The sequence below is a fragment of the Amycolatopsis magusensis genome (assembly GCF_017875555.1).
GTDB classification, from domain to species: domain Bacteria; phylum Actinomycetota; class Actinomycetes; order Mycobacteriales; family Pseudonocardiaceae; genus Amycolatopsis; species Amycolatopsis magusensis.
Map to the genome: position 1 here is coordinate 3,341,077 of NZ_JAGGMS010000001.1, position 21,359 is coordinate 3,362,435.

General features: G+C 70.0%; 25 protein-coding genes. 14 read left to right on the forward strand and 11 right to left on the reverse strand.

Annotated features, from left to right (window positions below):
* Positions 1–53: 53 nt before the first annotated feature.
* Positions 54–341 carry a hypothetical protein gene (locus tag JOM49_RS14620; protein ID WP_209664827.1) on the forward strand — a complete coding sequence of 96 codons (288 nt, stop codon included), beginning with the start codon at positions 54–56 and terminating at the stop codon, positions 339–341.
* Here JOM49_RS14620 and JOM49_RS14625 read toward each other — a convergent pair.
* Entirely contained in the window at positions 329–997 is a 669-nt protein-coding gene (locus JOM49_RS14625; RefSeq protein WP_209664828.1) for a DUF305 domain-containing protein, read from the reverse strand. The genes JOM49_RS14620 and JOM49_RS14625 overlap by 13 nt on opposite strands.
* 132 nt (positions 998–1,129) lie before the next feature.
* Here JOM49_RS14625 and JOM49_RS14630 point away from each other — a divergent pair, with 132 nt between their 5' ends.
* Positions 1,130–2,560 carry an LVIVD repeat-containing protein gene (locus JOM49_RS14630; protein ID WP_372444009.1) on the forward strand — a complete coding sequence of 477 codons (1,431 nt, stop codon included), beginning with the start codon at positions 1,130–1,132 and terminating at the stop codon, positions 2,558–2,560.
* A 96-nt stretch (positions 2,561–2,656) separates the two neighbouring features.
* Here JOM49_RS14630 and JOM49_RS14635 read toward each other — a convergent pair whose 3' ends face one another.
* The 3 genes from JOM49_RS14635 to JOM49_RS14645 all read right to left on the reverse strand — a co-directional run bounded on the left by JOM49_RS14635 (position 2,657) and on the right by JOM49_RS14645 (position 5,784).
* Positions 2,657–4,258 carry a glycoside hydrolase family 13 protein gene (locus JOM49_RS14635; RefSeq protein WP_282768041.1) on the reverse strand — a complete coding sequence of 534 codons (1,602 nt, stop codon included), beginning with the start codon at positions 4,256–4,258 and terminating at the stop codon, positions 2,657–2,659.
* Positions 4,259–4,325: 67 nt separating this feature from the next.
* Positions 4,326–4,757 carry a globin gene (locus tag JOM49_RS14640; RefSeq protein WP_245370360.1) on the reverse strand — a complete coding sequence of 144 codons (432 nt, stop codon included), beginning with the start codon at positions 4,755–4,757 and terminating at the stop codon, positions 4,326–4,328.
* Positions 4,758–4,770: 13 nt separating this feature from the next.
* A complete protein-coding gene (locus tag JOM49_RS14645; protein WP_209671194.1) occupies positions 4,771–5,784 on the reverse strand; it encodes a mechanosensitive ion channel family protein in 1,014 nt (337 codons plus the stop codon).
* Between the two features lie 220 nt (positions 5,785–6,004).
* Here JOM49_RS14645 and JOM49_RS14650 point away from each other — a divergent pair, with 220 nt between their 5' ends.
* A complete protein-coding gene (locus tag JOM49_RS14650) occupies positions 6,005–6,724 on the forward strand; it encodes an HNH endonuclease (protein ID WP_282768042.1) in 720 nt (239 codons plus the stop codon).
* Between the two features lie 39 nt (positions 6,725–6,763).
* Here the strand turns inward: JOM49_RS14650 and JOM49_RS14655 are convergent, their stop codons facing one another.
* Positions 6,764–7,063, reverse strand: coding sequence for a hypothetical protein (locus JOM49_RS14655; protein ID WP_372444010.1), 300 nt, complete (start codon positions 7,061–7,063; stop codon positions 6,764–6,766).
* 373 nt (positions 7,064–7,436) lie between these two features.
* On the opposite strand from JOM49_RS14655, the gene ctaJ reads away from it, so the two are divergent.
* Positions 7,437–7,685: an aa3-type cytochrome oxidase subunit CtaJ gene (ctaJ, locus tag JOM49_RS14660; RefSeq protein WP_209664831.1), complete on the forward strand. Its 249-nt coding sequence runs from the start codon at positions 7,437–7,439 to the stop codon at positions 7,683–7,685.
* Positions 7,672–8,178, forward strand: a complete 507-nt coding sequence (locus JOM49_RS14665; protein ID WP_209664832.1) for a DUF5130 family protein — start codon at positions 7,672–7,674, stop codon at positions 8,176–8,178. The genes ctaJ and JOM49_RS14665 overlap by 14 nt, the downstream gene beginning before the upstream one ends.
* A 55-nt stretch (positions 8,179–8,233) precedes the next feature.
* Here JOM49_RS14665 and pepN read toward each other — a convergent pair whose 3' ends face one another.
* Positions 8,234–10,801, reverse strand: a complete 2,568-nt coding sequence (pepN, locus tag JOM49_RS14670; RefSeq protein ID WP_209671197.1) for an aminopeptidase N — start codon at positions 10,799–10,801, stop codon at positions 8,234–8,236.
* Positions 10,802–10,947: 146 nt separating this feature from the next.
* On the opposite strand from pepN, the gene JOM49_RS14675 reads away from it, so the two are divergent.
* Together JOM49_RS14675 and JOM49_RS14680 are read left to right on the forward strand one after the other, a co-directional pair.
* Positions 10,948–11,571, forward strand: coding sequence for a mycothiol-dependent nitroreductase Rv2466c family protein (locus tag JOM49_RS14675; RefSeq protein ID WP_209664833.1), 624 nt, complete (start codon positions 10,948–10,950; stop codon positions 11,569–11,571).
* Positions 11,572–11,616: 45 nt separating this feature from the next.
* A complete protein-coding gene (locus JOM49_RS14680) occupies positions 11,617–12,939 on the forward strand; it encodes an MFS transporter (protein WP_209664834.1) in 1,323 nt (440 codons plus the stop codon).
* On the opposite strand, the gene JOM49_RS14685 is transcribed toward JOM49_RS14680, so the two are convergent.
* On the reverse strand, positions 12,892–13,632 hold the full coding sequence (locus JOM49_RS14685) for an MBL fold metallo-hydrolase (RefSeq protein WP_209664835.1): 741 nt from the start codon (positions 13,630–13,632) through the stop codon (positions 12,892–12,894). The genes JOM49_RS14680 and JOM49_RS14685 overlap by 48 nt on opposite strands.
* Positions 13,629–14,393: a 2-phosphosulfolactate phosphatase gene (locus tag JOM49_RS14690; protein WP_209664836.1), complete on the reverse strand. Its 765-nt coding sequence runs from the start codon at positions 14,391–14,393 to the stop codon at positions 13,629–13,631. Before JOM49_RS14690 ends, JOM49_RS14685 begins: the two co-directional genes overlap by 4 nt.
* A gap of 58 nt (positions 14,394–14,451) precedes the next feature.
* On the opposite strand from JOM49_RS14690, the gene JOM49_RS14695 reads away from it, so the two are divergent.
* Together JOM49_RS14695 and JOM49_RS14700 are read left to right on the forward strand one after the other, a co-directional pair.
* Positions 14,452–14,919, forward strand: a complete 468-nt coding sequence (locus JOM49_RS14695) for a ribose-5-phosphate isomerase (protein WP_209664837.1) — start codon at positions 14,452–14,454, stop codon at positions 14,917–14,919.
* Positions 14,919–15,728: an Fpg/Nei family DNA glycosylase gene (locus JOM49_RS14700; protein WP_209664838.1), complete on the forward strand. Its 810-nt coding sequence runs from the start codon at positions 14,919–14,921 to the stop codon at positions 15,726–15,728. Before JOM49_RS14695 ends, JOM49_RS14700 begins: the two co-directional genes overlap by 1 nt.
* 6 nt (positions 15,729–15,734) lie before the next feature.
* Here the strand turns inward: JOM49_RS14700 and JOM49_RS14705 are convergent, their stop codons facing one another.
* The 3 genes from JOM49_RS14705 to JOM49_RS14715 all read right to left on the reverse strand — a co-directional run bounded on the left by JOM49_RS14705 (position 15,735) and on the right by JOM49_RS14715 (position 18,217).
* Entirely contained in the window at positions 15,735–16,514 is a 780-nt protein-coding gene (locus JOM49_RS14705; RefSeq protein ID WP_209664839.1) for a hypothetical protein, read from the reverse strand.
* Between the two features lie 113 nt (positions 16,515–16,627).
* Positions 16,628–17,176: a C40 family peptidase gene (locus JOM49_RS14710; protein WP_282768049.1), complete on the reverse strand. Its 549-nt coding sequence runs from the start codon at positions 17,174–17,176 to the stop codon at positions 16,628–16,630.
* Positions 17,177–17,407: 231 nt separating this feature from the next.
* Positions 17,408–18,217, reverse strand: coding sequence for a class I SAM-dependent methyltransferase (locus tag JOM49_RS14715; RefSeq protein WP_209664840.1), 810 nt, complete (start codon positions 18,215–18,217; stop codon positions 17,408–17,410).
* A gap of 82 nt (positions 18,218–18,299) precedes the next feature.
* Between JOM49_RS14715 and JOM49_RS14720 the strand changes: the two genes are divergently transcribed.
* From JOM49_RS14720 to JOM49_RS14740, 5 genes are all read left to right on the forward strand, one after another.
* Positions 18,300–18,833, forward strand: a complete 534-nt coding sequence (locus tag JOM49_RS14720) for an AAA family ATPase (protein WP_209664841.1) — start codon at positions 18,300–18,302, stop codon at positions 18,831–18,833.
* A gap of 78 nt (positions 18,834–18,911) precedes the next feature.
* Positions 18,912–19,535, forward strand: coding sequence for a hypothetical protein (locus JOM49_RS14725; RefSeq protein WP_209664842.1), 624 nt, complete (start codon positions 18,912–18,914; stop codon positions 19,533–19,535).
* Positions 19,532–19,831 carry a transcriptional regulator gene (locus JOM49_RS14730; protein ID WP_209664843.1) on the forward strand — a complete coding sequence of 100 codons (300 nt, stop codon included), beginning with the start codon at positions 19,532–19,534 and terminating at the stop codon, positions 19,829–19,831. Before JOM49_RS14725 ends, JOM49_RS14730 begins: the two co-directional genes overlap by 4 nt.
* On the forward strand, positions 19,831–20,466 hold the full coding sequence (locus tag JOM49_RS14735; protein WP_245369331.1) for an ATP-binding cassette domain-containing protein: 636 nt from the start codon (positions 19,831–19,833) through the stop codon (positions 20,464–20,466). The genes JOM49_RS14730 and JOM49_RS14735 overlap by 1 nt, the downstream gene beginning before the upstream one ends.
* 79 nt (positions 20,467–20,545) lie before the next feature.
* Positions 20,546–21,358 carry an ABC transporter permease gene (locus JOM49_RS14740; protein ID WP_209664844.1) on the forward strand — a complete coding sequence of 271 codons (813 nt, stop codon included), beginning with the start codon at positions 20,546–20,548 and terminating at the stop codon, positions 21,356–21,358.
* Position 21,359: the final 1 nt, after the last annotated feature.

Sequence of the window (21,359 nt, forward strand, 5' to 3'; positions counted from 1 at the left end):
TTACCAGGGCCGTTCCGGTGGATCCGGGACGGCCCTGGTGTCATCGTAGGGGCATGACCGAGCGCGACAAGCCCGCTGAACCGGATCCCACCAGGGAGTTCCTCGACGGCGTGCGCGCCGAGGAGACCCCGTGGCGGACCGAGCGCCCCGCGGACCAGGAGCGGCCCGAACCGGCGTACGAGAAGCCGTCGCGGTGGCGCCGGGCCGCGCCGTACCTGCAGGCGGGCGCGGTGGCCGGGTGGGTGGCCAGCGCGGCGTTGTCCGACAACGACGACGACTACGAGGACGGTTACGAAGCCGGGTTCGACGCGGGCGCAGGAGGCGAGAGCTACGGCAGCTGAATCGCGCGCATCCGCTCGATCTCGGCGGTCTGCCCGGTGATGACCTCCTGCGCCATCTCCTGCGCGCGGTCGTTGACGCCGCTCGCGAGCTGCTGCTCGGCCATGGTCAGGGCGCCCTCGTGGTGACGGATCATCAGTTCCAGGAACAGCCGGTCGAAGTCGGTGCCCTTCGCCGCGCGCAACGCCTCCAGCTGCTCGGGCGTGGCCATGCCGGGCATCGTGGCGTGGTCGTGCCCGCCGTGCGAACCGTGCCCCGCGTGACCGCCGGTGTCCTCCGGCGGGACCGGCTTGCCGTGTTCGGTCAGCCACCCGGACATCATCGCGATCTCGCCGCCCTGCGCCGCGTCGATCCGGCCGGCCACCCCGCGCACCCGTTCGTCACTCGCCCGTTCGGCGACCAGCGCGGTCATCACCAGTGCCTGACGGTGATGGGGGATCATGTTGGTGACATAGGTCACGTCAGCTTCGGAGAGGGTCACGTTCTGCTGATGCCGAGCGGCCTCACCTGGGGGTACCGCGGTGGCGCTCTCACCCGGTTTGCCGGGAATCAGCACGCCCGCCGAGGGTTGCGGCTCCGGGACCGGCTCGTTCGAGCACCCCGCCAGCACCGCGCAGGCGAGCCCCGCGAGGACCGCGGCGGTCACTGTTCGTGTCATGGCGCCAGCGAACAGGCTGGCCGGGCCCTTCGTCAACGTCCCGTCGGGTGGGCCCCGTCTTAAGTAGCTATCGACCACTTGCGCGAAGGGGTAATAATCTCCGTTGACCAGCAAAGATTGGGGGCCCGTATCGTGACGAGGATTTTCCGGACCCGGCGCCTGTCCCGTGTGTTCGTGGCGGCCGCCGGCGCGGCCGGGCTCGTGCTCACCGGCGTGGCCGGAGTTCCCGCGGTGGCCCAGACCGGCATCCCGCCGGTGGACCAGATCGTGCACAGCCCGAACATCCGCCAGATCGCCAACATCCCGAAGCAGGCGCCGTTCAACACCACGGCCGCCCTCGGCACCGACATTGCCTTCACCCAGGACCACGCGATCGTCGGCAACTACGACGGTTTCGTCATCTACGACGTCAAGCAGCCGTCGAAGCCGAAGATCGTCAGCCAGGTGCTCTGCCCCGGCGCGCAGAACGACGTCTCGGTGGTCGGCGACCTGCTCTTCCTGTCGACCGACTCCTCGCGCAGCGACGACTCCTGCACGAGCACCGCGCTGCCCGCCTCGAACGCGCAGGCGTGGGAGGGCATCAAGATCTTCGACATCTCGGACCTGGCGAACCCGCGCTACGTCTCCGCGGTCGAGACCGACTGCGGCTCGCACACCCACACGCTGCTGCCGGACGAGAAGACCGACTCCACGCTGCTCTACATCTCGTCCTACGCCCCGGCCGCGAACCTGCCGGACTGCCAGCCCCCGCACGACAAGGTGTCCATCGTCCAGGTGCCGAACAAGGCCCCGCAGGACGCGAAGCTGATCGCCGAGCCGGTGCTGTTCCCGGACGGCGGCAACGTCGGCGGCGACAACCCGGACGGCACGCGCCGCTCGGCCACCACGGGCTGCCACGACCTCACCGCGTACCCGGAGAAGGACCTGATGGCGGGTGCCTGCATGGGTGACGGGGTGCTGATCGACATCAAGGACCGGTTCAACCCGCGGGTGATCGAGCGCGTGCAGGACAACGTGAACTTCGCGTTCTGGCACTCGGCCACCTTCAACAACGAGGGCACCAAGGTCATCTTCACCGACGAGCTCGGTGGCGGCGGCGTGGCCACCTGCAACGCGAAGATCGGCCCGAACCGCGGCGCCGACGGCATCTACGACATCACCGGTGCCGGCGACGACCGCAAGCTCGAGTTCCGCAGCTACTACAAGATCTCGCGCTACCAGGCGGACACGGAGAACTGCGTGGCGCACAACGGTTCGCTGATCCCGGTCAAGGGCCGCGACATCATGGTGCAGGCCTGGTACCAGGGCGGCATCTCGGTGTGGGACTTCACCGACTCGGCGAACCCGAAGGAGATCGCCTGGTGGGAGCGGGGCCCGGTGTCGGCCACCGAGAACATCACCGGCGGCTCGTGGTCGGCGTACTACTACAACGGCTACATCTACTCGTCGGACATCCAGAAGGGCCTCGACGTGCTCGATGTGCGTGACCGCGCCACCGCGCCCGCGAAGTCCGTGAAGTACGACGTGTTCAACGCCCAGACGCAGCCGCGCTACGGCCGCTGACGGTTCAGCCCAATGCTATGAGTGGGGCATTACTTGCAATCAACGCAAGTAATGCCCCACTCCTTGCGTTCGCCACCTAGAACGACAGGCGAACGCTCAGACGAGCCAGGCGGCGGCGTCCGGCGGTAGTTTGCCCTCGATCAGTGGGGCGCTGGAGAGCAGGACTTCGCCGGGCGGCAGGTCGACCGGCGCTGCCGAGGTGTTCAGGGCGCAGACCAGGCCGCCTGGCTTGCGGCGTAGGGCGAAACAGCCCGCCGGGGCGCCGTACCACTCGACTTCGTCACCGTCGAAGGCCGGGTGCTGGTGCCGCAGTTCGAGTGCGTGCCGGTAGAGCGACAGCGTGGAGTCGGTGTTCTCCAGCTGTGCTTCCACGGTCAGGTCCGCCCAGTCATCGGGCATCGGCAGCCACGCGGTGTCCGCGGTGGTGAAGCCGAACGGGGCTTTGTCGCCCTCCCACGGGATCGGCACGCGGCAGCCGTCGCGGCCCTTGTCCGGGCCCGCGGTGCGTGCCCGCGGGTCCACCATCGCCTCCACCGGCAGGTCCACATTGGCCAGGCCGAGTTCTTCGCCGTTGTAGAGGTAGATCGCGCCGGGCAGGGCCAGTTCCACCAGCGCCATCGCCCGCGCGCGCCGCACGCCCTGCTCGCCGCCGCCGTAGCGGCTCACCTGCCGCCAGACGTCGTGATTGGACAGTGTCCAGGTGGCCGCCACCCCGGCGCTGCCGGCGATCGCCAGCGACCGCTCGATCGACGCACGCAGGGCGTCGGCGTCGAAGTGGGTCAGCACCAGGCGGAAGTTGAAACCCAGGTGCAGTTCGTCCGGGCGCAGGTAGCGGGCGAAGCGCTCCTCGTCGGACACCCAGATCTCGCCGACCGCCATGGTGCCGGGGTACTCGTCGAGCACCTTGCGGATCATCTGGTGGATCTCGTGCACGCCGTCGTTGTCGAAGCGGCGGTCCGGGATGTCGCGGTACTCGCCGCTGATCAGCGCGTCGGCCCCGGCTGCCCGCAGGTCCATGTCCGGCAGACCGGGCGGTTTCGCCATGCCGTGGGCCACGTCGATGCGGAAGCCGTCGACGCCGCGGTCCAGCCAGAAGCGCAGCGTGCGCTCGAGGTCGGCGTGCACCTCGTGGTTGTTCCAGTTCAGGTCGGGCTGCTCCGGGGCGAACAGGTGCAGGTACCACTGCCCGTCCGGCACGCGGGTCCACGCCGGACCGCCGAACGCGCTGACCCAGTTGTTCGGCGGGTGCTCACCGGTGATGCCGAGGCCCTCGCGGAAGATGTAGCGCTCCCGCTCGGGGCTGCCCGGCAGCGAGGCGAGCGCGGCCTGGAACCACTCGTGCTCGGCGCTGGTGTGGTTGGGCACCAGGTCGATGGTGACCTTCATGCCGTGCGCGTGGGCGTCGGCGACCAGGCGGTCGAAGGCCGCCAGGTCGCCGAACACCGGGTCGACGTCACGCGGGTCCGAGATGTCGTACCCGTTGTCGGCCATCGGTGAGCGGTAGAACGGCGTCAGCCAGAGCGCGTCGACACCGAGCAGTTCCAGGTACCCGAGTCTGCTGCGGATCCCTTCGAGGTCACCGATCCCGTCGCCGTCGGAATCGGCGAAGGAGCGGACGTAGACCTGGTAGAAGACGCTGTCGCGCCACCACTGGGCGTCGACCGCGTCGGTCGCCTTGCTGTCGGCAGCTCTGCGCACAAGGCGCAATCCTTCCATCCGCCTCACCCGCCCTGCCCGGCAGAGTCCGCTTTTCTCTTGCGCCGCCTCAGATCCAGCTGTTCATCATGCTCTGTGCGGCCATTTCGAGGTACGCCCAGAGCTGTTCGGCGTAAGGCTTCGGCAGGTTCGCCTCGTCCACGGCCACCCGCATCGCGCGCAGCCACGCGTCGCGCTCGATCGGGCCGATCTTGAACGGCGCATGCCGCATCCGCAGCCGGGGGTGTCCGCGCTGGTCGGAGTAGGTGTGCGGGCCGCCCCAGTACTGCATGAGGAACAGCCGGAACCGCTCTTCGGCCGGGCCGAGGTCCTCCTCCGGGTACAGCGGGCGGAGGATCTCGTCCTCGGCGACCTGCTGGTAGAACCGCGCGACGATGAACCGGAACGTCGGTTCGCCGCCGACGGCCTCGTAGAACGTCTTCGGTTCCGAGGTGTCCGAGGTGTCCGGGGTTTCCGGGGTTTCCGGGGTCACTGGGGTCAACTCCACCACTCCATCATGCCTGCTGGCTGTTCGAGGCCGCCGAGCTCGAGCCACCGAAGAACCGGCCGAGCGGCGGTTCGAATCCGGCGTCCTCCAGCGCGCTCATGATCCGGGCGCGCAGCGCGCGCTGGGCGGCCCACTGCCTGCCGGGGCGCACCTTCACCGTCATCCGCAGCTGCATGCCCTCGGGCGTGACGGCTTCCACGCCGAGCACCTCGGGGGAGTCCAGCACGTCGGAGGCCAGCGGCTCGACCTTGACCGCGTCTTCGGCGACCTCGGCCAGCAGCGCGGTGGCGCGGCTCACGTCGGCGTTGTAGTTGAGCGGCACGTCGACCACGGCGACGGCGTAGCCCTGGCTCGAGTTGCCCACCCGGAGCACCTCGCCGTTGCGGACGTACCAGACGGTGCCGTTCAGGTCGCGCACCGTGGTGATGCGCAGGCCGACCGCCTCGACGGTGCCGCTGGCTTCACCGAGGTCGACCACGTCGCCGACGCCGTACTGGTCCTCGAGCATCATGAACATGCCGGACAGGAAGTCCTTGACCAGGTTCTGCGCGCCGAACCCGAGCGCGACGCCGACGATGCCCGCCGAGGCGATGATCGGGCCGAGGTTGATGCCCAGTTCCCCGAGCACCAGGATGGACGCCAGGCCGTAGACCAGGAACGTGGTCAGCGACTTGAGCACCGAGCCGATGGTCTTGGCCCGCTGGCGGCGGCGTTCGGCGACCAGCGGCCCGAGGATCTCGGGGGCGCGCTCGCGCAGCGGGCGGAGGATGGCGGGCAGCTTGCCGCTGCTGCCGTTGTTCTCCGGCAGCGTGGTCACCTTGTCGATCAGCCTGCGGGCGAGCAGCCGGATGATCCAGGCGATGATCAGGATCATCAGGATGCGGATCGGCTTTTCGAGCAGCCAGTCCGCGGAACCGGCCAGCCACGCGTTCCCGGTCACTTCGTAGACCCAGCGGCACCAGCTGCCCGCCTCCTGGGTGCAGAGCGGCAACGGGGTCGGTGGTGACTGCTGGCTGAGCATTGCGATCACGGCTGAGAAGTACTCCTTTTCCGTGGGGTTTCGCCCCTGGTCACGTGGATCTCACGCGCTCCGGCGAAGGTTCGGCGGGAGGCGGCGATGCGCACGTTCGGGGGCGCCGGAACCGGCCACCACGGTACCGGTCGATGACACGTCGGATAACACACGTGCGCGATGGGTGTGATCTGTGGTCGACTATGGCTGAACCGGTGGAGGTGGTCGAGTGCCAGACCGACAACCGATCCCCTTCGGCGCGCCGGGCCTGGAATTGGCCGGGCAGGCGCCGGAGGTTGTGTCCTGTGCGCACTCGGGCGGGCCCAAGGGGCCCCAGCCCAGTGGGCCGCCGAGCCGTGGCGGGCGTGTGACCCGCGTACACGGCCAGCGCAAGGGACGCGATCCAGGGGGTTCGGGGCCGGCCGCACCGCTGGGCGGACGACGTCGGGTTCTGCTGCTCAACGCCACTTTCGAGCCGCTGACCGCGCTGCCGCTGCGGCGCGCGGTGGTGCTGCTGCTCTGCGGCAAGGCCGAGGTGGTGCACGGTGATCCCGCCGGGCTCATCCTGCACGCGGCGACCATGACGGTGCCGGTGCCCTCGGTGATCCGCCTGAGCACCTACGTCCGCGTCCCCTACCGGGCGCAGGTGCCGCTGACCAGGGCCGGGCTGATGCACCGCGACCGGTACCGCTGCGTGTACTGCGGCGGCCGGGCGGAGACCATCGACCACGTGGTCCCGCGCAGCAAGGGCGGCGAGCACAGCTGGCAGAACTGCGTGGCGTGCTGCACGAGGTGCAACCACCGCAAGGCGGATTCGCTGCTCAGCGAGATCGGCTGGCGGCTGCCGGTGATCCCGCGAGCACCGCACGGCCCGCACTGGCGACTGCTCGCCCACACCACGGACGCGGATCCGATCTGGCGCCAGTACCTCGGCGCCCCGGCCGCCTGAGGGCTGCCGGGGCGCTGTTACGTCTTGGGTGCGTCGCGCTCAGCGGGTGACGCGCGTGCCGCAGGTGACCCGGGTGCCTCGCGTGACCCGGGTCCCCCGGGTGACCCGCGTGCCCGCGGTGACCCGCGTGCCCGCCGTGACGCGGGTGCCCGCCGTGACCCGCGTGCCCGCCGTGACCCGCGTGCCCTGCTGACCCCGAGTGACTCGCGTGCCCCGGGTGACCCGCGTGCCCGCGGTGACGCGGGTGCCCCGCGTGACCCGGGTGCCGCAGGTGACCCGCGTGCCCTGCTGTTCGCGGGTGACGCGGGTACCGGCCGTGACGCGTGTGCCACGTGTCACCCTCGTGCCACGCCCGTCCGAGTCAAGAACCAGCTGGGCCATTTCGTTGAGTGACGAAAAACGGTCGTACGTCGCCTGGGCGGGGGTGGGGGCGCTCTTCATGACGTGTCCTCCTGGGACCGTTCCGTGACATTTCAAGCTGGGAAGCGGGGCGGCAAGGGCCGTACAGGTGAAAAAAGTACGAGCATTTCACCGCCGGAACAAGGCAACAGCGGTGAGTACCGCCGCACGTACGTTGAGTTGCAACCTTTCGGCTATTTCCTTTCGCCCTGTTGGCGGTCCGCCGACGGGGCAAGCGGGGGACGGCTGGTGAAGGGTTGGCCAACCGCGGCGCCGCGCCGCGCCGCACTGGGCCATCAGCTACGCTGCGCGCGTGAACTTGGTCGAGACGCTTCTGGTCTTCGCGGCGGCGCCGCTGGCCATCTACCTGGTGGTCAGCCTGTGGACGCTGCGGTCGAAATTCGCCGGTGCGCCCAGGTACCGCCCGGGTCAGCCCTGGGAGCACGCGCCGATCTGGTGGAGCGCGAACCCCGAGGGAACCGGGCGCCGGGCGCACGCCGGGGCCGACGAAGCCGGTGACACCACCGGCACGGCACGAGGAGGGGCTCGTGGGAGCTGGTGAACTGACGCACGGCGGCGCGACCGCCGTGTCGGCCGCGGACGACGAGCGCGACCTGCCGACCGGCACCGTGGTGCTGCCGACCGGCCGCATCTCGGCCGCCAGGATGTACGAGCCCGCTGGGCCGACCGGCCCATTCAGCGCCGTCCAGCTGGCCCGCCTCGACGAGGCCCTGACCCTGGCCAGCCGCGAGACGGGCCTGGACTTCAGCGTCTACCTGGGCGAACTGGGCGCCGACAGCCGCGCGGCGGCCGAACGGCTGCACGCCTCGATCGGGCCGGACGCCACCCGTGCGGTGCTGGTCGCCGTTTCGCCGGGTGAGCGCGTGGTCGAGGTGCTCACCGGGGACCAGGCCTTCCAGCGCCTGCCCGACCGCGGCGCCAAGCTCGCGGTGATGAGCATGGTCGCCTCCTTCAAGGAGGGCGACCTGATCGGCGGCCTGGTCAGCGGCCTGCGCATGATGACCGACCAGGCGGGCCCGGCTCCGCAGCACTGACTTCCGACGAAAAAGGGGCGTGACCACCGCGGTGGTCACGCCCCTTTCGCGTGTGTCAGGCCTGCTGGTCGAATTCACGGGCGGCCAGCGCGCGCACGATGCCCGCCCGGCCTTCCGTGACCAGCCGCCGCAGCGCCGCCGGGTGCTCACCGGCGAGCCACGCGTCGGCCGCCTCGACGGTGCCCGCTTCCACCGCCCACGACGGGAACAGCCCCATCACCGTCGGCTGCGCCCGCTCGCTCGAGCGCCGCTGCCACACCTCGTCGATCTGCGCGAAGTACTTCTCGACGTAGGGCGCGAGCAGCTTCTTCTGACCCGGGTGCGAGAAACCGCTGATCAGCGCGTTGCTCACCGCGTTGGGCAGCTCGTCGTCGAAGACCGCGCGCTGCCACGCCTCCGCCTTGGCTTCGGGCGTCGGGCGCAGCGCCCGCGAACCCTCGGCCTGTCGGCGGCCGGTGGCGGTGTTGTCTCGGGCCAGTTCGGCGTCGATCTCGTCGTCGCCCGCCTTGCCGTGCGCGACCAGCGCGTGGAGCAGCCGCCAGCGCAGGTCGGTGTCCACGGTCAGGCCTTCGAGCGGCGCCGAGCCGTCGAGCCAGCCGGCCACCGCGGTCAGCGCGGCCTCGTCCAGCACCGCGCCGGCGAGCGAGTTGACGAACGCCAGCTGGTGGTCCGAGCCCGGCTGGGCCGCCTTCGCCAGTTCCAGCAGCTTGCCGGTGAAGGTGGGCCAGCCCTGTGACATCGCCCACTCGGGCTCCGCGTAGGAGTTGAGCGCGGTCTGCGCCTGGAGCAGCAGCCGCTGCACCACGCCGACCTCGCTCTCCGCGTGCACGCCGCGCGAGGCCAGCATGACGAAGTCGCGGGCCTTCAGCTCGGCTTCGCGGGTCATCTCCCAGGCCGCCGACCAGCACAGCGTGCGCGGCAGCGGGTCGGTGATGTCGCCGATCCGGTCGATCAGGGTGACCAGCGAACCGCTGTCCAGGCGCATCGTGCAGTAGGTCAGGTCGTCGTCGTTGACCAGCACGAGCTTGCCCGCCGCCACACCGGTCAGGTCCGGCACCGCGGTCCGCTCGCCGGTGACGTCCAGCTCCACGCGCTGCGTCCGGGTGATCCGGCCCGCGTCGTCCTCGTCGTAGACACCGATGGCGATGCGGTGCGTGCGCAGCTCACCGGCACCCGGCTTCGCCCCGGACTGCACCACCTCGAACGAGCTGAACCGGCCTTCGCCGTCCACCTCGAACCGCGGGGTGAGCGAGTTGAGCCCGGTGGTCTCCAGCCACTGCGCGCTCCACCACGACAGGTCGCGCCCGGAGGCCTCCTCCAGCGCGGCGAGCAGGTCGGCGAGCGTGGCGTTGCCCCACGCGTGCTTGCCGAAGTACAACCGCAGCCCGGCGAGGAAGTTGTCCTGGCCGACGTAGGCGACGAGCTGCTTGAGCACGCTCGCGCCCTTGGCGTAGGTGATGCCGTCGAAGTTCACCTCCACCGCGTGCAGGTCGACGATGTCCGCGGCGATCGGGTGCGTGGAGGGCAGCTGGTCCTGCCGGTAGGCCCACGACTTCTCGATGTTGGCGAAGCTGGTCCACGCGTTGGTGTACTCGGTGGCCTCGGCCTGGGCGAGCACGCTGGCGAAGGTGGCGAACGACTCGTTCAGCCACAGGTCGTCCCACCAGCGCATGGTGACCAGGTCGCCGAACCACATGTGCGCCATCTCGTGCAGCAGCGTCTCGGCGCGCCGCTCGTAGGCGTAGCGGGTGACCCGGCTGCGGAAGACGTAGTCCTCCAGGAAGGTGACCGCGCCGGCGTTCTCCATCGCGCCCGCGTTGAACTCCGGCACGAAGAGCTGGTCGTACTTGCTGAACGGGTACGGCGTGCCGAACTTCTCGTGGTAGAAGCCGAAGCCCTGCTTGGTCTCGGTGAACAGCCGCTCGGCGTCCATGTGCTCGGCCAGCGAGGCGCGGCAGTAGATGCCCAGCGGGATCTCGCCGTGGTCGTCGGCGTAGGAGTCGCGCCATTCCGCGTACGGCCCGGCGATCAGCGCCACGAGGTAGGTCGAGATTCGCTCGGAAGTGGCGAAGACCGTGCGGACCGCGCCCTCCGGCGTGTCCTCGGTGGACTCCACGAGCGCGTTCGAGATGATCTTCCAGTCCCGCGGTGCGACGACCGTGAGCCGGTAGACCGACTTGAGGTCCGGCTGGTCGAAGCAGGCGAACATGCGCTTGGCGTCCGCGGTCTCGAACTGGGTGTAGAGGTAGACGCCCTCGTCGACCGGGTCGACGAACCGGTGCAGGCCCTCGCCGGTGTTCATGTACCGGCAGTCGGCCTCGACGACGAGCTCGTTCGAGGCGGCCAGCTCCGGCAGCGCGACGCCGTCTTCCTCGCGGTAGTCCTCGATGGCCAGCTTGCCGCCGTTCAGCGTGGCCGAGCGCACCTGCTCGGCGACGATGTCGATCCAGGAACCGTCGCCGGGCCGGGAGCTGGTGAACCGGACGGTGGTCTTCGAGCCGAAGATCTTCTCGCCAGGTCCGCCGCGGCCGTCGGTCAGGTCGAGTTCGATGTCGTACGACTCGACCTCGAGCAGTGCGGCTCGCTGCTTGGCTTGGTCGCGCGTCAGGTTCGGGGCGGGCACAGGCACCTCTGGTCGTTGATATCGGTTATCGGTTCGCTTACCACGGCATCCAATCATGTGAGCGGCCTCGCTGACGATGGGGAACAACAGCCGTGCCCGTGCTGTTGCCGAGGACAGGAGTGCCCCACCCCGAAAAGGGAGACGTGATGACCGCAGCGAAACCGGCCGAAGTCGACTTCTACTTCGACCCCGTCTGCCCCTATGCCTGGATCACCTCGCGCTGGATCCTCGAGGTGGAAAAGCACCGGGACATCGACCTGAAGTTCCGCGTGATGAGCCTGGCGGTGCTGAACGAAAACCGCGAGGACCTGCCGGAGGACTACCGCACCCTGCTGGAGAAGGCCTGGGGCCCGGTCCGCGTGGCCATCGCGGTGGCCGAGGCACAGGGCGAGGCCGTGTTGCGTGAGTACTACACCGCGATCGGCACCCGCATCCACAACCAGGACCGCGGCTTCGGCGACGAGGTCATCCGCGAAGCACTGCGGGAAATCGGTGCGCCGGAGGAGCTGGCCGAGGCCGCGAACTCCACCCGATATGACGAAGCGCTGCGCAAGAGCCACCACGAGGGCATGGACCCGGTCGGCTCGGACGTCGGCACGCCGACCATCCACATCAACGGGGTGGCCTTCTTCGGCCCGGTGCTGACCTCGATCCCGCGGGGCGAGGACGCGCTGCGCGTGTTCGACGGCGCGCACCTGCTCGCCTCCTACCCCGACTTCTTCGAGCTGAAGCGCACCAGGACGAGCACGGACACGCTCAACTTCGAGTAGTCCGGCACTGTGATCGACCGGCTCCGGTGAGTAGGGTGCTCCGGCATGGGAGCCGTTGCGACGCCGGTGTCGCGGTCACGGGTGGCCATCGCCGGGTTCATCGGCACCACGATCGAGTTCTACGACTTCTACATCTACGGCACGGCGGCCGTGCTCGTCTTCGGGGATGTCTTCTTCCCGAAGTTCTCCGCGACGGCGGGCACGATCGCTTCGCTGGCCACCTTCGGCGTCGGGTTCGTCGCCCGCCCGCTCGGAGCCGTCCTTTTCGGACATTTCGGCGATCGGGTCGGGCGCAAGCGGATGCTGATCGTGTCCCTGCTGCTGATGGGGCTGAGCACGGTCGCCGTCGGCCTGGTGCCCGGTTACGCCACGCTCGGCGTGCTCGCGCCGGTCCTGCTCACCGTGTTCCGCTTCCTCCAGGGCATCGGGCTCGGCGGTGAGTGGGGCGGTGCCGTCCTGCTTTCGGTGGAGTACGCGCCCGAGGGCAAGCGCGGACTGTATTCGAGCTTCCCCCAACTGGGTCCCGCGGTCGGATTTTTCCTGTCCGGCGGGGTTTTCCTGCTGCTGACGTCGGTGCTCTCGACCGAGGACTTCCGCGCCTGGGGCTGGCGCATCCCGTTCCTGCTCAGCGCGGTGCTGGTGGTGGTCGGGTACTACATCCGGACCACCATCGCCGAGACGCCGGTGTTCCGGCAGGCGATGGAACGCGCCGGACGGGCGAGGGTGCCGCTGTTCGAGGTGGTCCGGCGCCAGGGCGGGGTGCTGCTGCTGGCCTCGGGTGCGATGGTGCTCGCGCACACGCTCTTCTACACGGTGATGACCTTCAACCTGTCCTACGGTACGACGGTGCTGAAATTGTCCTACAGCGCGATGCTGACCTGCACGGTGATCGCCGCGGTCTGCCTCGGGGTGGCCACGCTCGCCTCGGCGCGGCTTTCGGACCGGCTCGGGCGCAAGCGGGTCTGCCTCGCCGCGGCGGCGGTTTCGGTGCTCTGGGCCTTCCCGATGTACTGGCTGATGAACACCGCGAACCCGGTGCTGATCGCCGTGGCGCTGTCCGGCGGAATGGTGATCATGGGGCTGTTCTTCGGGCCGATGGGCGCGTTCCTGCCGGAATTGTTCGCCACGCGGTACCGCTATTCCGGTGCGTCGGTGGCCTACAGCATGGGCGGCATCATCGGCGGCGCGGTTTCGCCGATCCTGGCCACCGAGTTCTACGACGCCACGAAGTCGTCCTGGCCGATTTCGCTTTACCTGGTCGGCATTTCCGTGGCGGCCGCGGTGTGCGTGGCGCTGCTCAAGGAGACCTACCGCAGCGACCTAACCGAGTCGCAGAGCGGCTCGCGTGACGTCCTCGGCCACGGGTGAGGCCGCGATCGCGGCCGCGGCGTCCATTTCGCCCGCTCGCACCGAACTGTCCAAAGTGCTCAGATGGTGCAGGATGTCCTTCTGCGCCATCACGAATCCGCGGTCGACCGGCGCGCCATGGCCGGGGATGACCACCTCCGCGCCGAGCGCGAGCAGGTCGTCGAGTGCGCCGGGCCAGCCGCTGAGCGTGGTGTCCGTGCCGAAGGACTCGGCGCTGAACGAACCCGGCGGTGCCACTTCGACCAGGTCACCGGCGAAGACGACCGAGACGTCGGGCACGTGCACCACCACGTCGTTGTCGCTGTGGGCCGGCCCGAGGTGGACCAGGTCGACCCGGCGGCCGCCGATGTCCAGTTCGGCCCGATCGGTGAGCAGCCGATCGGGCAGAGCCAGTTCCGGGTTGCCGCGTGCGGCCAGTTCGCGGTGGCAGTTCTCGTGGGCCCAGACCTCGCACGGCAGGAACGCCGAGACGCCGAACGAGTGGTCGAAGTGGTCGTGCGTGAGCACCACGGTCCACGGGTGCGGGGTCACCTCGCGCACCGCGCGCGCCAGTTCCGCGCCCTCGGCCGCGTTCGCGCGGGTGTCGATCACCAGGCACGCGCCGTCGCCGACGACCAGCCCGACGGTCAGGTCCCATTCGGGGTAGCGGCGGGCGAACACCCCGTCCGCGAGTTCGTCCCAGCGCGCGGTCACCTCGGCGTCACGTCCACGAAGACGCCTTCATCCAGGTAGGGGGCCACCTGGGAGGAGTTGACCGCGATCGCGAGGTCGACGTCCCGCATGTGCCCGGCCTGGCTCAGCTCCTTGCCCGACGACGAACTGGCGACCACCGCGCCCACGTCCGGGCCCGCCGCCCGGTAGGCCCGCGCCGCCAGGCTCGCCTCGGCCGACGGCCACTGCGCGCCCGCGGTGATCAGCGCGTCCACGACGGCCCCGGCGCCGAGCAGGTCCTCCGCGCTCGGGCGCAGCGTGCCGGTCGAGCCCAGGTTGGCGAGCACGTCCACGCCCCAGCGTTCACCGGCGGGCACCACGCCGATCGGCGCGCCCTGCGCCAGCACCCGTGCCATCCGGGCCACCGCCCTGGCGTTGCGCAGGCAGCCGGTGAGCACCTGGGTGCCCGCGTTCGCCGCCTTCGCGCACAGCGTCGCGCCGTTCGGCGACGGCAGCGCCAGCAGCGTGCCCGCCGGGATGGTCTGCACCGAAGCCGGTCGCAGATTCCACTCCCATTCACCCGCCGGGATGGCGCCCGCCTCGCGCGCGGTCTGCACCGCCCGCTCGTCGCGCCAGCGCAGCGGCAGCACCCGCGCGCCGCGGCTGAGCGCGATGTCCACGGTGGTGGAGAACGAGAGCACGTCCACGATGACCAGGACGGCGCATTCCGCGCCGAGCGCGGTGATTCCCTCTTCGCCCCATTCGAGCCTGATGTCGTGGCCCGGCTGCCCGAAGATGCTCATCGGCCCAGCATGCCGGGCGGGCGCGGGCGACGCCTCGCCGGATGGCAGACTCAGCCCCGTGCGTGTTTACCTTGGAGCCGACCATGCGGGCTTCGAACTGAAGAACCACCTGGTCGAGCACCTGCGCGAGCAGGGCCACGAAGTGACCGACGTCGGTCCGGCCGAGTACGACCCGGCCGACGACTACCCCGCCTTCTGCGTGGAGACCGCCCGCCGGGTGGTCGCCGACGAGGGCAGCCTCGGCATCGTGATCGGCGGCTCGGGCAACGGCGAGCAGATCGCCGCGAACAAGGTCGCCGGTGCGCGTGCCGGGCTGGCCTGGAGCGTGGAGACCGCGAAGCTGACCCGTGAGCACAACCACGCCCAGCTGATCGGCGTGGGCGCGCGGATGCACACCACCGAGCAGGCCGTCGAGATCGTCGAGGCGTTCCTCGCCACCGAGCCCTCGCCGGACGAGCGGCACGGCAGGCGCGTGCGGCAGCTGCTGGACTACGAACGCACCGGAACCCCGCCGGCGCTGCCCTGATGCCCGAGGGGCACACGCTGCACCGCCTGGCGCGGCTGCACAAGCGGCGCTACGGCGGTGCCCCGGTCGAGGTCTCCAGCCCGCAGGGCCGGTTCGCCGCCGAGGCGTCCGTTGTGGACGGTCAGGTGCTGAAAACCGCCGAGGCGCACGGGAAGCACCTGTTCCACGACTACGGTCCACACGGGATCGTGCACGTGCACCTCGGCCTGTACGGCACCTTCGGCGAGGCGAAGCTGCCCGCGGCGGAACCGGTCGGGCAGGTGCGGATGCGCCTGGTCGGCCGCACCCACTGGACCGATCTGCGCGGGCCGACCCGTTGTGAACTGCTCACCGAGGAGCAGGCCGACGCGATCAAGGCGCGGCTGGGACCCGATCCACTGCGCCGCGACGCCAAGCCCGAGCAGGCGTGGGACCGCATCTCGAACTCACGGACGTCGATCGCGGCGTTGCTGATGGACCAGTCGGTGCTGGCCGGTGTCGGCAACGTCTACCGCGCCGAGGTGCTGTTCCGCCACGGTGTGGCGCCGATGCTGCCCGGCAAGGCGCTGGACCGCGCGCTGTGGGACGAGATGTGGGCGGACCTGGTGGTGCTGATGAAGGACGGCGTGCGCGTCGGCCGGATCGACACGGTGGCCCACGAGCACCGGCCCGAGGTCACCGGCCGCGTGCCGCGCAACGACCGGCACGGCGGCGAGGTCTACGTGTACCGGCGCACCGGGCAGCCGTGCCTGGTCTGCGGTACGCCCGTCGCCTTTCAGGAGCTGGCAGGCCGCAAGCTCTACTGGTGCCCCACCTGCCAGCCCTCCTGAGCCGGGTCAGAAACCCCCGCCGAAGTCCCCGCCGCCGCCGAAGTCGCCACCACCGAAGTCGCCGCCGCCGGCGTCACCTCCGGCATCGCCGCCCGCGTCGCCGCCACCGGCGTCCGCTTCGGCCGCTGCGTCCTCCTGCCCGGCGTCGTAGCCGGACTCCCAGGCCCCGGCGCTGGCGATCCCGGCCATGCCGGAGAACATCGCGGTGAACAGCAGCATCGAGCCGAGGCCCCAGGCGCCCGCGACGAGCGCCGGCTTCCACCAGGGTTCGCTGTACCAGCCCTGCGGCACCGGCCGCCCGGCCACGCGGCCACCGGGGTAGTAGTGCGGGGTGTTCGAGGTCGGGTCGGGCGAGGCCTCGTAGTGCTGGCCCTCGACGTCGACCGCGCGGTATTCGGTGACCTTGCCCGCGTTCTCGCGCTCGACGTCGCGCGGCAGGTCCGGACCGGGGTCCATGCCCATCGCCACGCGCGCCGCGCGCACGTAGTAGAGGCCCTCCACGGCGGTTTCCTTGACCAGCCGGGCCTGTTCCTCGGTCCGCGCCTGCTCCATCTGCGAGCCCGCGGCGTTGTAGCGCTCGGCCGCGTCGGCCATCGCCTGCTGCGACGCGGTGTCCGAACCGGTCAGGTTGAGCACCTGCCCGCCGAGGCGTTCGAGCAGGCGGCGGGCATCGGCTTTGGCGTCCTCGAGGCGCTGCTGCTTGGCCGCCGCGTTCTTCTTGGCGAGGTAGACCCCGCCGCCGACCACCAGAACGACGAGAACGATCAGGACGATCGCGGTGCCCATGGTGACTCCTCGCGTTGTCGGTCTCCTGAATCGGACAACGCGGACGGCGGTGGTGAGGTTCCCCCAGGCGGGTGGTCCGGCTCACGCGGGGGAGTGAACCGGACCACCGGGGCTCACCAGGCGCGGCCGACGGTGTAGGAGTCGGTCCAGATCTGCTGCAGGCGGACCACGTCACCGGACTCCGGCGCGGCCCACATCTGGCCGTCACCGGCGAAGATGCCCACGTGGTAGACGCTGCCGCCGGAGTTGGCGAAGAAGATCAGGTCGCCCGGCTGCATGGCGGCGCGGTCCACGGTGGCCACCGCGGCGCGCTGGTCGCGAGAGGTCCGCGGCAGTTCGATGCCGAGCTGGCGGTGCACGAACTGGGTCAGGCCGGAGCAGTCGAAGCTGTCTGGGCCGGTGGCGCCGTAGCTGTACGGCTTGCCCTGCTGCTCGGCCGCGAGCTCCACCAGGCTCTGCCCGGCGGGCTTGGCGGCCTCGGTATGGGAGGTTCCGCTGAATTCGGGGGGAGCGGGAACCGAGGCGGTGACGGGGGCGGGGGCGGGGGTTGCCGAAGCGGTGCCCGGCAGGGCCAGGAACGCACCGGCGCCGACGGCGAAAGCCGCGGTCACGGTGCCGATCCGGTGTTTGCGGCCGGACGCCGGCCACGAAGCGGTGGACACTTTCGTCCTCCAAGCGGTGTTGCGGTGTCGGGGTCATCGACCGAATAGGCCGATCACGGGACGATAAACACGCGGGACGCTGGATTTCGAAATCGGAACCTGCCCTATCCGGTGACTCGCACTACAGATCACGACCAGATATCGAAGCGGATTCCCAGCTCGAAGTGGGAATGGTCTGGTGAGATTACTCTTAGTTGAGTGACGCAGATCACAGGGCGACGGTGTGGTCGGTCACCCCTTCGGTTTACGCCCGATCAGTATTCGCACCGGTACGGCTTCGCAGAATCGGCCGTCCGGTTGCGCGGCGGACAGTGCCTGGCGAAGATCGTGGTCGAACAGTTCCCACTGCTCCGCGGCCAGCCGGTCGCGGGGCGCGGCCGAATAGAAGGAACCGATGAACTCGTCGATACCGGCCTCTTCGCGATAGTCGAACCGTTGCTCGCCGACGCCGGTGTACCCGGCCCTGACCAGCAGTTCCGCGTAGGCGGCGCGTTCCTCCCGGCTGCTCCCGCAGGCCGGGAAGCGCAACGGGCCGAGCCACTTCGACGCGGTCTCGCGCAGGGCGTCCGCCCAGGGCTCGTCCTGCGTCCACACCGGGGTCCCGTTGGCGATCACCGCGATTCCGCCGCCGGGCTCGAGCAGGGGCCAGAGCGTGGTGAACACCGTTTCGGCGGCCATCCAGTGCAGTGCTTGGCCAATGGTCACCAAACTGAGGCTTTCCTCGCCCAGCAATGCGTCGAGATCGGCGAGATCGCTGTCGTAACCGAGCAGCCACGCGGTGTTGCCGACACCGGCTTCCTTGGCCCGTTTCCGGCCGTGGGTGAGCATGTCCGCGGACGGGTCCAGCCCGAGTACGCACCCGGCGTATGCGGCCAATGGCACGGTCAATTGCCCGGTCCCGCACCCGAGGTCGAGTACCTTCGACCGTTCGCGCAGGGCGAACTCCCGCGCGAGGAATTCGATCTCGGTCCGCCGATAACCCCGGCGGTATTCGGCGTAGTCGTCGGCGGTGGCCCCATCGAATACGCCCGGCGTGCTCATGCGGCTGATTGTGGTGGGCGGAATCCCGCGACGGCAACAATTTCAGCTGCGGGCGATCGGGGCGGCTGGGACCATCGGGCGCATGTCGAAAGCCGTCTACCTCCTCACCGGCATCTCCGCCGCTGGCAAGTCCACCGTCGCCCAGGAACTCGCCGAATCGCTGCCGTCCGCGGTGCACCTGCGGGGTGATCTCTTCCGCAAGATGGTGGTCACCGGCAGGCACGAGATGTCGGCCGAACCCACTCCGGAGGCGATCGCGCAGCTCCGGCTGCGTTACCGGCTCGCCGCCTCCTGTGCCGACGAGTACTTCGAAGCCGGGTTCAGCGTGGTCTACCAGGACGTCATCCTCGGCCCGTATCTGAACGAGGTGCTCGGCATGCTGCGCAGCCGGCCGCTGATCGTCGTGGTGCTCGCGCCCGATCCGGCCGTGGTGGGCGAGCGCGAACGCGGCCGGGCCAAGAGCGCGTACGTGGGTTACACGCCCGAGATGATGGACGCCGAACTCCGCCGGAACACCCAGCAGTTCGGGCTCTGGCTCGATTCGTCACGGCAAACCCCTGCTGAGACGGCTGCGGAGATCCTTTCCCGCGGCTGGCGGGAGGGCCAGGTGCCGTAGCGCACTTGCTCTCGCCGACTACTTTGCGGTACAAAGCCCAAGTACTTTGCAACGCAAAGCTGAGGGGACGTGGTCACGGTGTCGGGAGAGAGCCCGCCGAACTTGTCGGCGCAGGAGTCGCTGGAGCTGATCGATCGCGAGTCGGCGGTGGTGGCGAAACGGCTGCAAGGCGGCAGTGAGCACATCGGCGCGATGTGGGCGGTGCTGTGGTTCGTCGCCTTCCTCACCTTCCACCTCGCCGGGCAGGGCTGGCCGGGGCCGCTCTTCCCGCTGTGGGTGCCGGGGGTGGTGATGACCGTGCTGGTCGGCCTCGGCTCGGTGGTCTCCGCGGTCATCGGCATCCGCTCGGGCAAGGGGGTCAAGGGCACGTCCTCGCGAGCCGGGGCGATGTACGGCATCAGCTGGCCGCTCGGTTTCGCCGCGCTGATCACGGTGAACCTGCTGCTGACGGCCAAAGGACTGCCCGTGGAGCTGATCGGCCCGCTGTGGGCGGGCAGCACGATGGGGCTGACCGGCGCGTTGTGCCTGGCCGGTGGCGCGATGTTCCGCGACACCACGTTCTACGGGACCGGCGTGGTGTTCCTGGTGACCGCGGTCGTCGCGGTGCTGGTGGGGATGGACTACCAGGCCGCGGTGATGGCGTTCGGCGGGCTGCTCGGGTTCGGCGTGCCCGCCCTGGTCCAGCGCCGGCGGGGCCGATGAACGGGGAACTGGACCCGGTCATCCACGCGCAGGCCCGGCTCCGGGTGACGGTCGCGCTGGCGGCGCTCGCCGACGGCGACTCGATCTCCTTCCCGCGGCTGCAGGACCTGCTGGGCATGACCGCCGGGAACCTGTCGACGCACCTGCGCAAGCTCGAAGACGCGGAGTACGTCGAGATCACCAAGACCCACCAGCGCCGCACCCCGGTGACCTACGTGTCGCTCACCCGGCGCGGGCGGCTGGCCTTCGAGGACTACACGGCGACGCTGAAGGCGCTGCTGAACGGGAGCGAGTGATGAGACCCATCGAGGTCAGCGCGCTGACGAAGCGCTACGGGCGCACAACCGCGCTCGACGGCGTCGACCTGAACGTGGAGAAGGGGCAGGTGTACGGGCTGCTGGGCCGCAACGGGGCGGGCAAGACCACCTTGATGCGGACGTTGCTCGGCCTGGTCCGGCCGGGCTCGGGCACCGTGCGCGTGCTCGGGCACGCGCCGGGTGACCCCGCCGTCTTCCGCCGCGTCGGCGCGCTGATCGAGGGCGCGGCCTTCTACCCGCACCTGACCGGCCGAGACAACCTCCGCCTGCTGGCACGGTATTCGGCGCTGCCGGAGTCCGAAGTGGACAAAGCGCTGGCGCGGGTCGGGCTGATGGACCGGGCCGGTGATCGGTACCGCGGTTATTCGCAGGGCATGAAGCAGCGGCTCGGCGTGGCGTCGGCCCTGCTGGGCTCGCCGGAACTGGTGGTGCTCGACGAACCGGCGAACGGGCTGGACCCGGCGAGCATGGCGGCGCTGCGGCAGCTGATCCGGGACATGGAGGGGACGGTGTTGCTGTCCAGCCACCTGCTCGGCGAGGTGGCGCAGGTCTGCGATCGCGTCGGTGTTCTGCGTGACGGGCGGCTGGTTTCGACGGCACGCTGGCGGAACTGACCGCGGGTGGGGGTTCGCTGGAAGACCGGTTCTTCGAGCTGACCGGCGCCGACGACTGGGCAGCCGAGCGGAGGACGGCATGAGCACCGTCGCGGTCCGCGCCGAACTCTTCGCGCTTCGCCGTCACCCGGCGTTGTTCATCGTCAGCGGCATTTGGTTCGTTCAAATCCTCGGGTTCAGCTACCTGCTGGTTTACCTGATGCGGGGCGGACTGTCCTCATCGGACTCGGAGGCGTTGCTCGGCGCGTTGCTGCCCGCCGGGTTGGATCGTTACATCCTCGGCGGCCTGCCGGCGTTCGGCGGTCCGATGGCGTTGATCCTCGGGGTGATCTTGTCCACTTCGGACTACCGCTGGGACACGCTGCGCACGCTGCTGATGCGCCGTCCTTCGCGGATCTCGTTCTTAGGCGGGAAGTTCTTCACGGTGTTCGTCGCCAGCTTCGCGCTTTCGGCGGCGACGCTGCTCGCCAGCCTCGTCGGCAGCATGGGCGTGGCGGTCGCTTCCGGGCGGTCCTTCGCCCTGCCGGGCCCGGGCCCGGTGCTGCTGGTGTTCGCCGCGATCTGGCTGGTGCTCACGGCGTGGGCGGCGACCGGGTTCGCGGTCGGCATCCTGGTGCGCAACGTCGGTGCCGGGATCGGCGTCGGCCTGCTGGTGACCGTGGTGCTCGACCAGCTCTCGGCGCCCGCCGCGTCGCTGCCGGTGGTGGACGCGCTGCGGACGGGGTTGCTCGGCGCGAACTCCGGTTCGCTGGCCGTGGCGTTCGGGGTGCGGGAGGCGCCCGGCGTGGTGGAGACGACCAGCGGACCGGTCGCCGCGCTGGTGCTCGCGGCGTACGTGGCGGGGTCGTTCGCGGTGGCCGCGGCGATCTTCCGGCGACGTGACGTGGGATAGC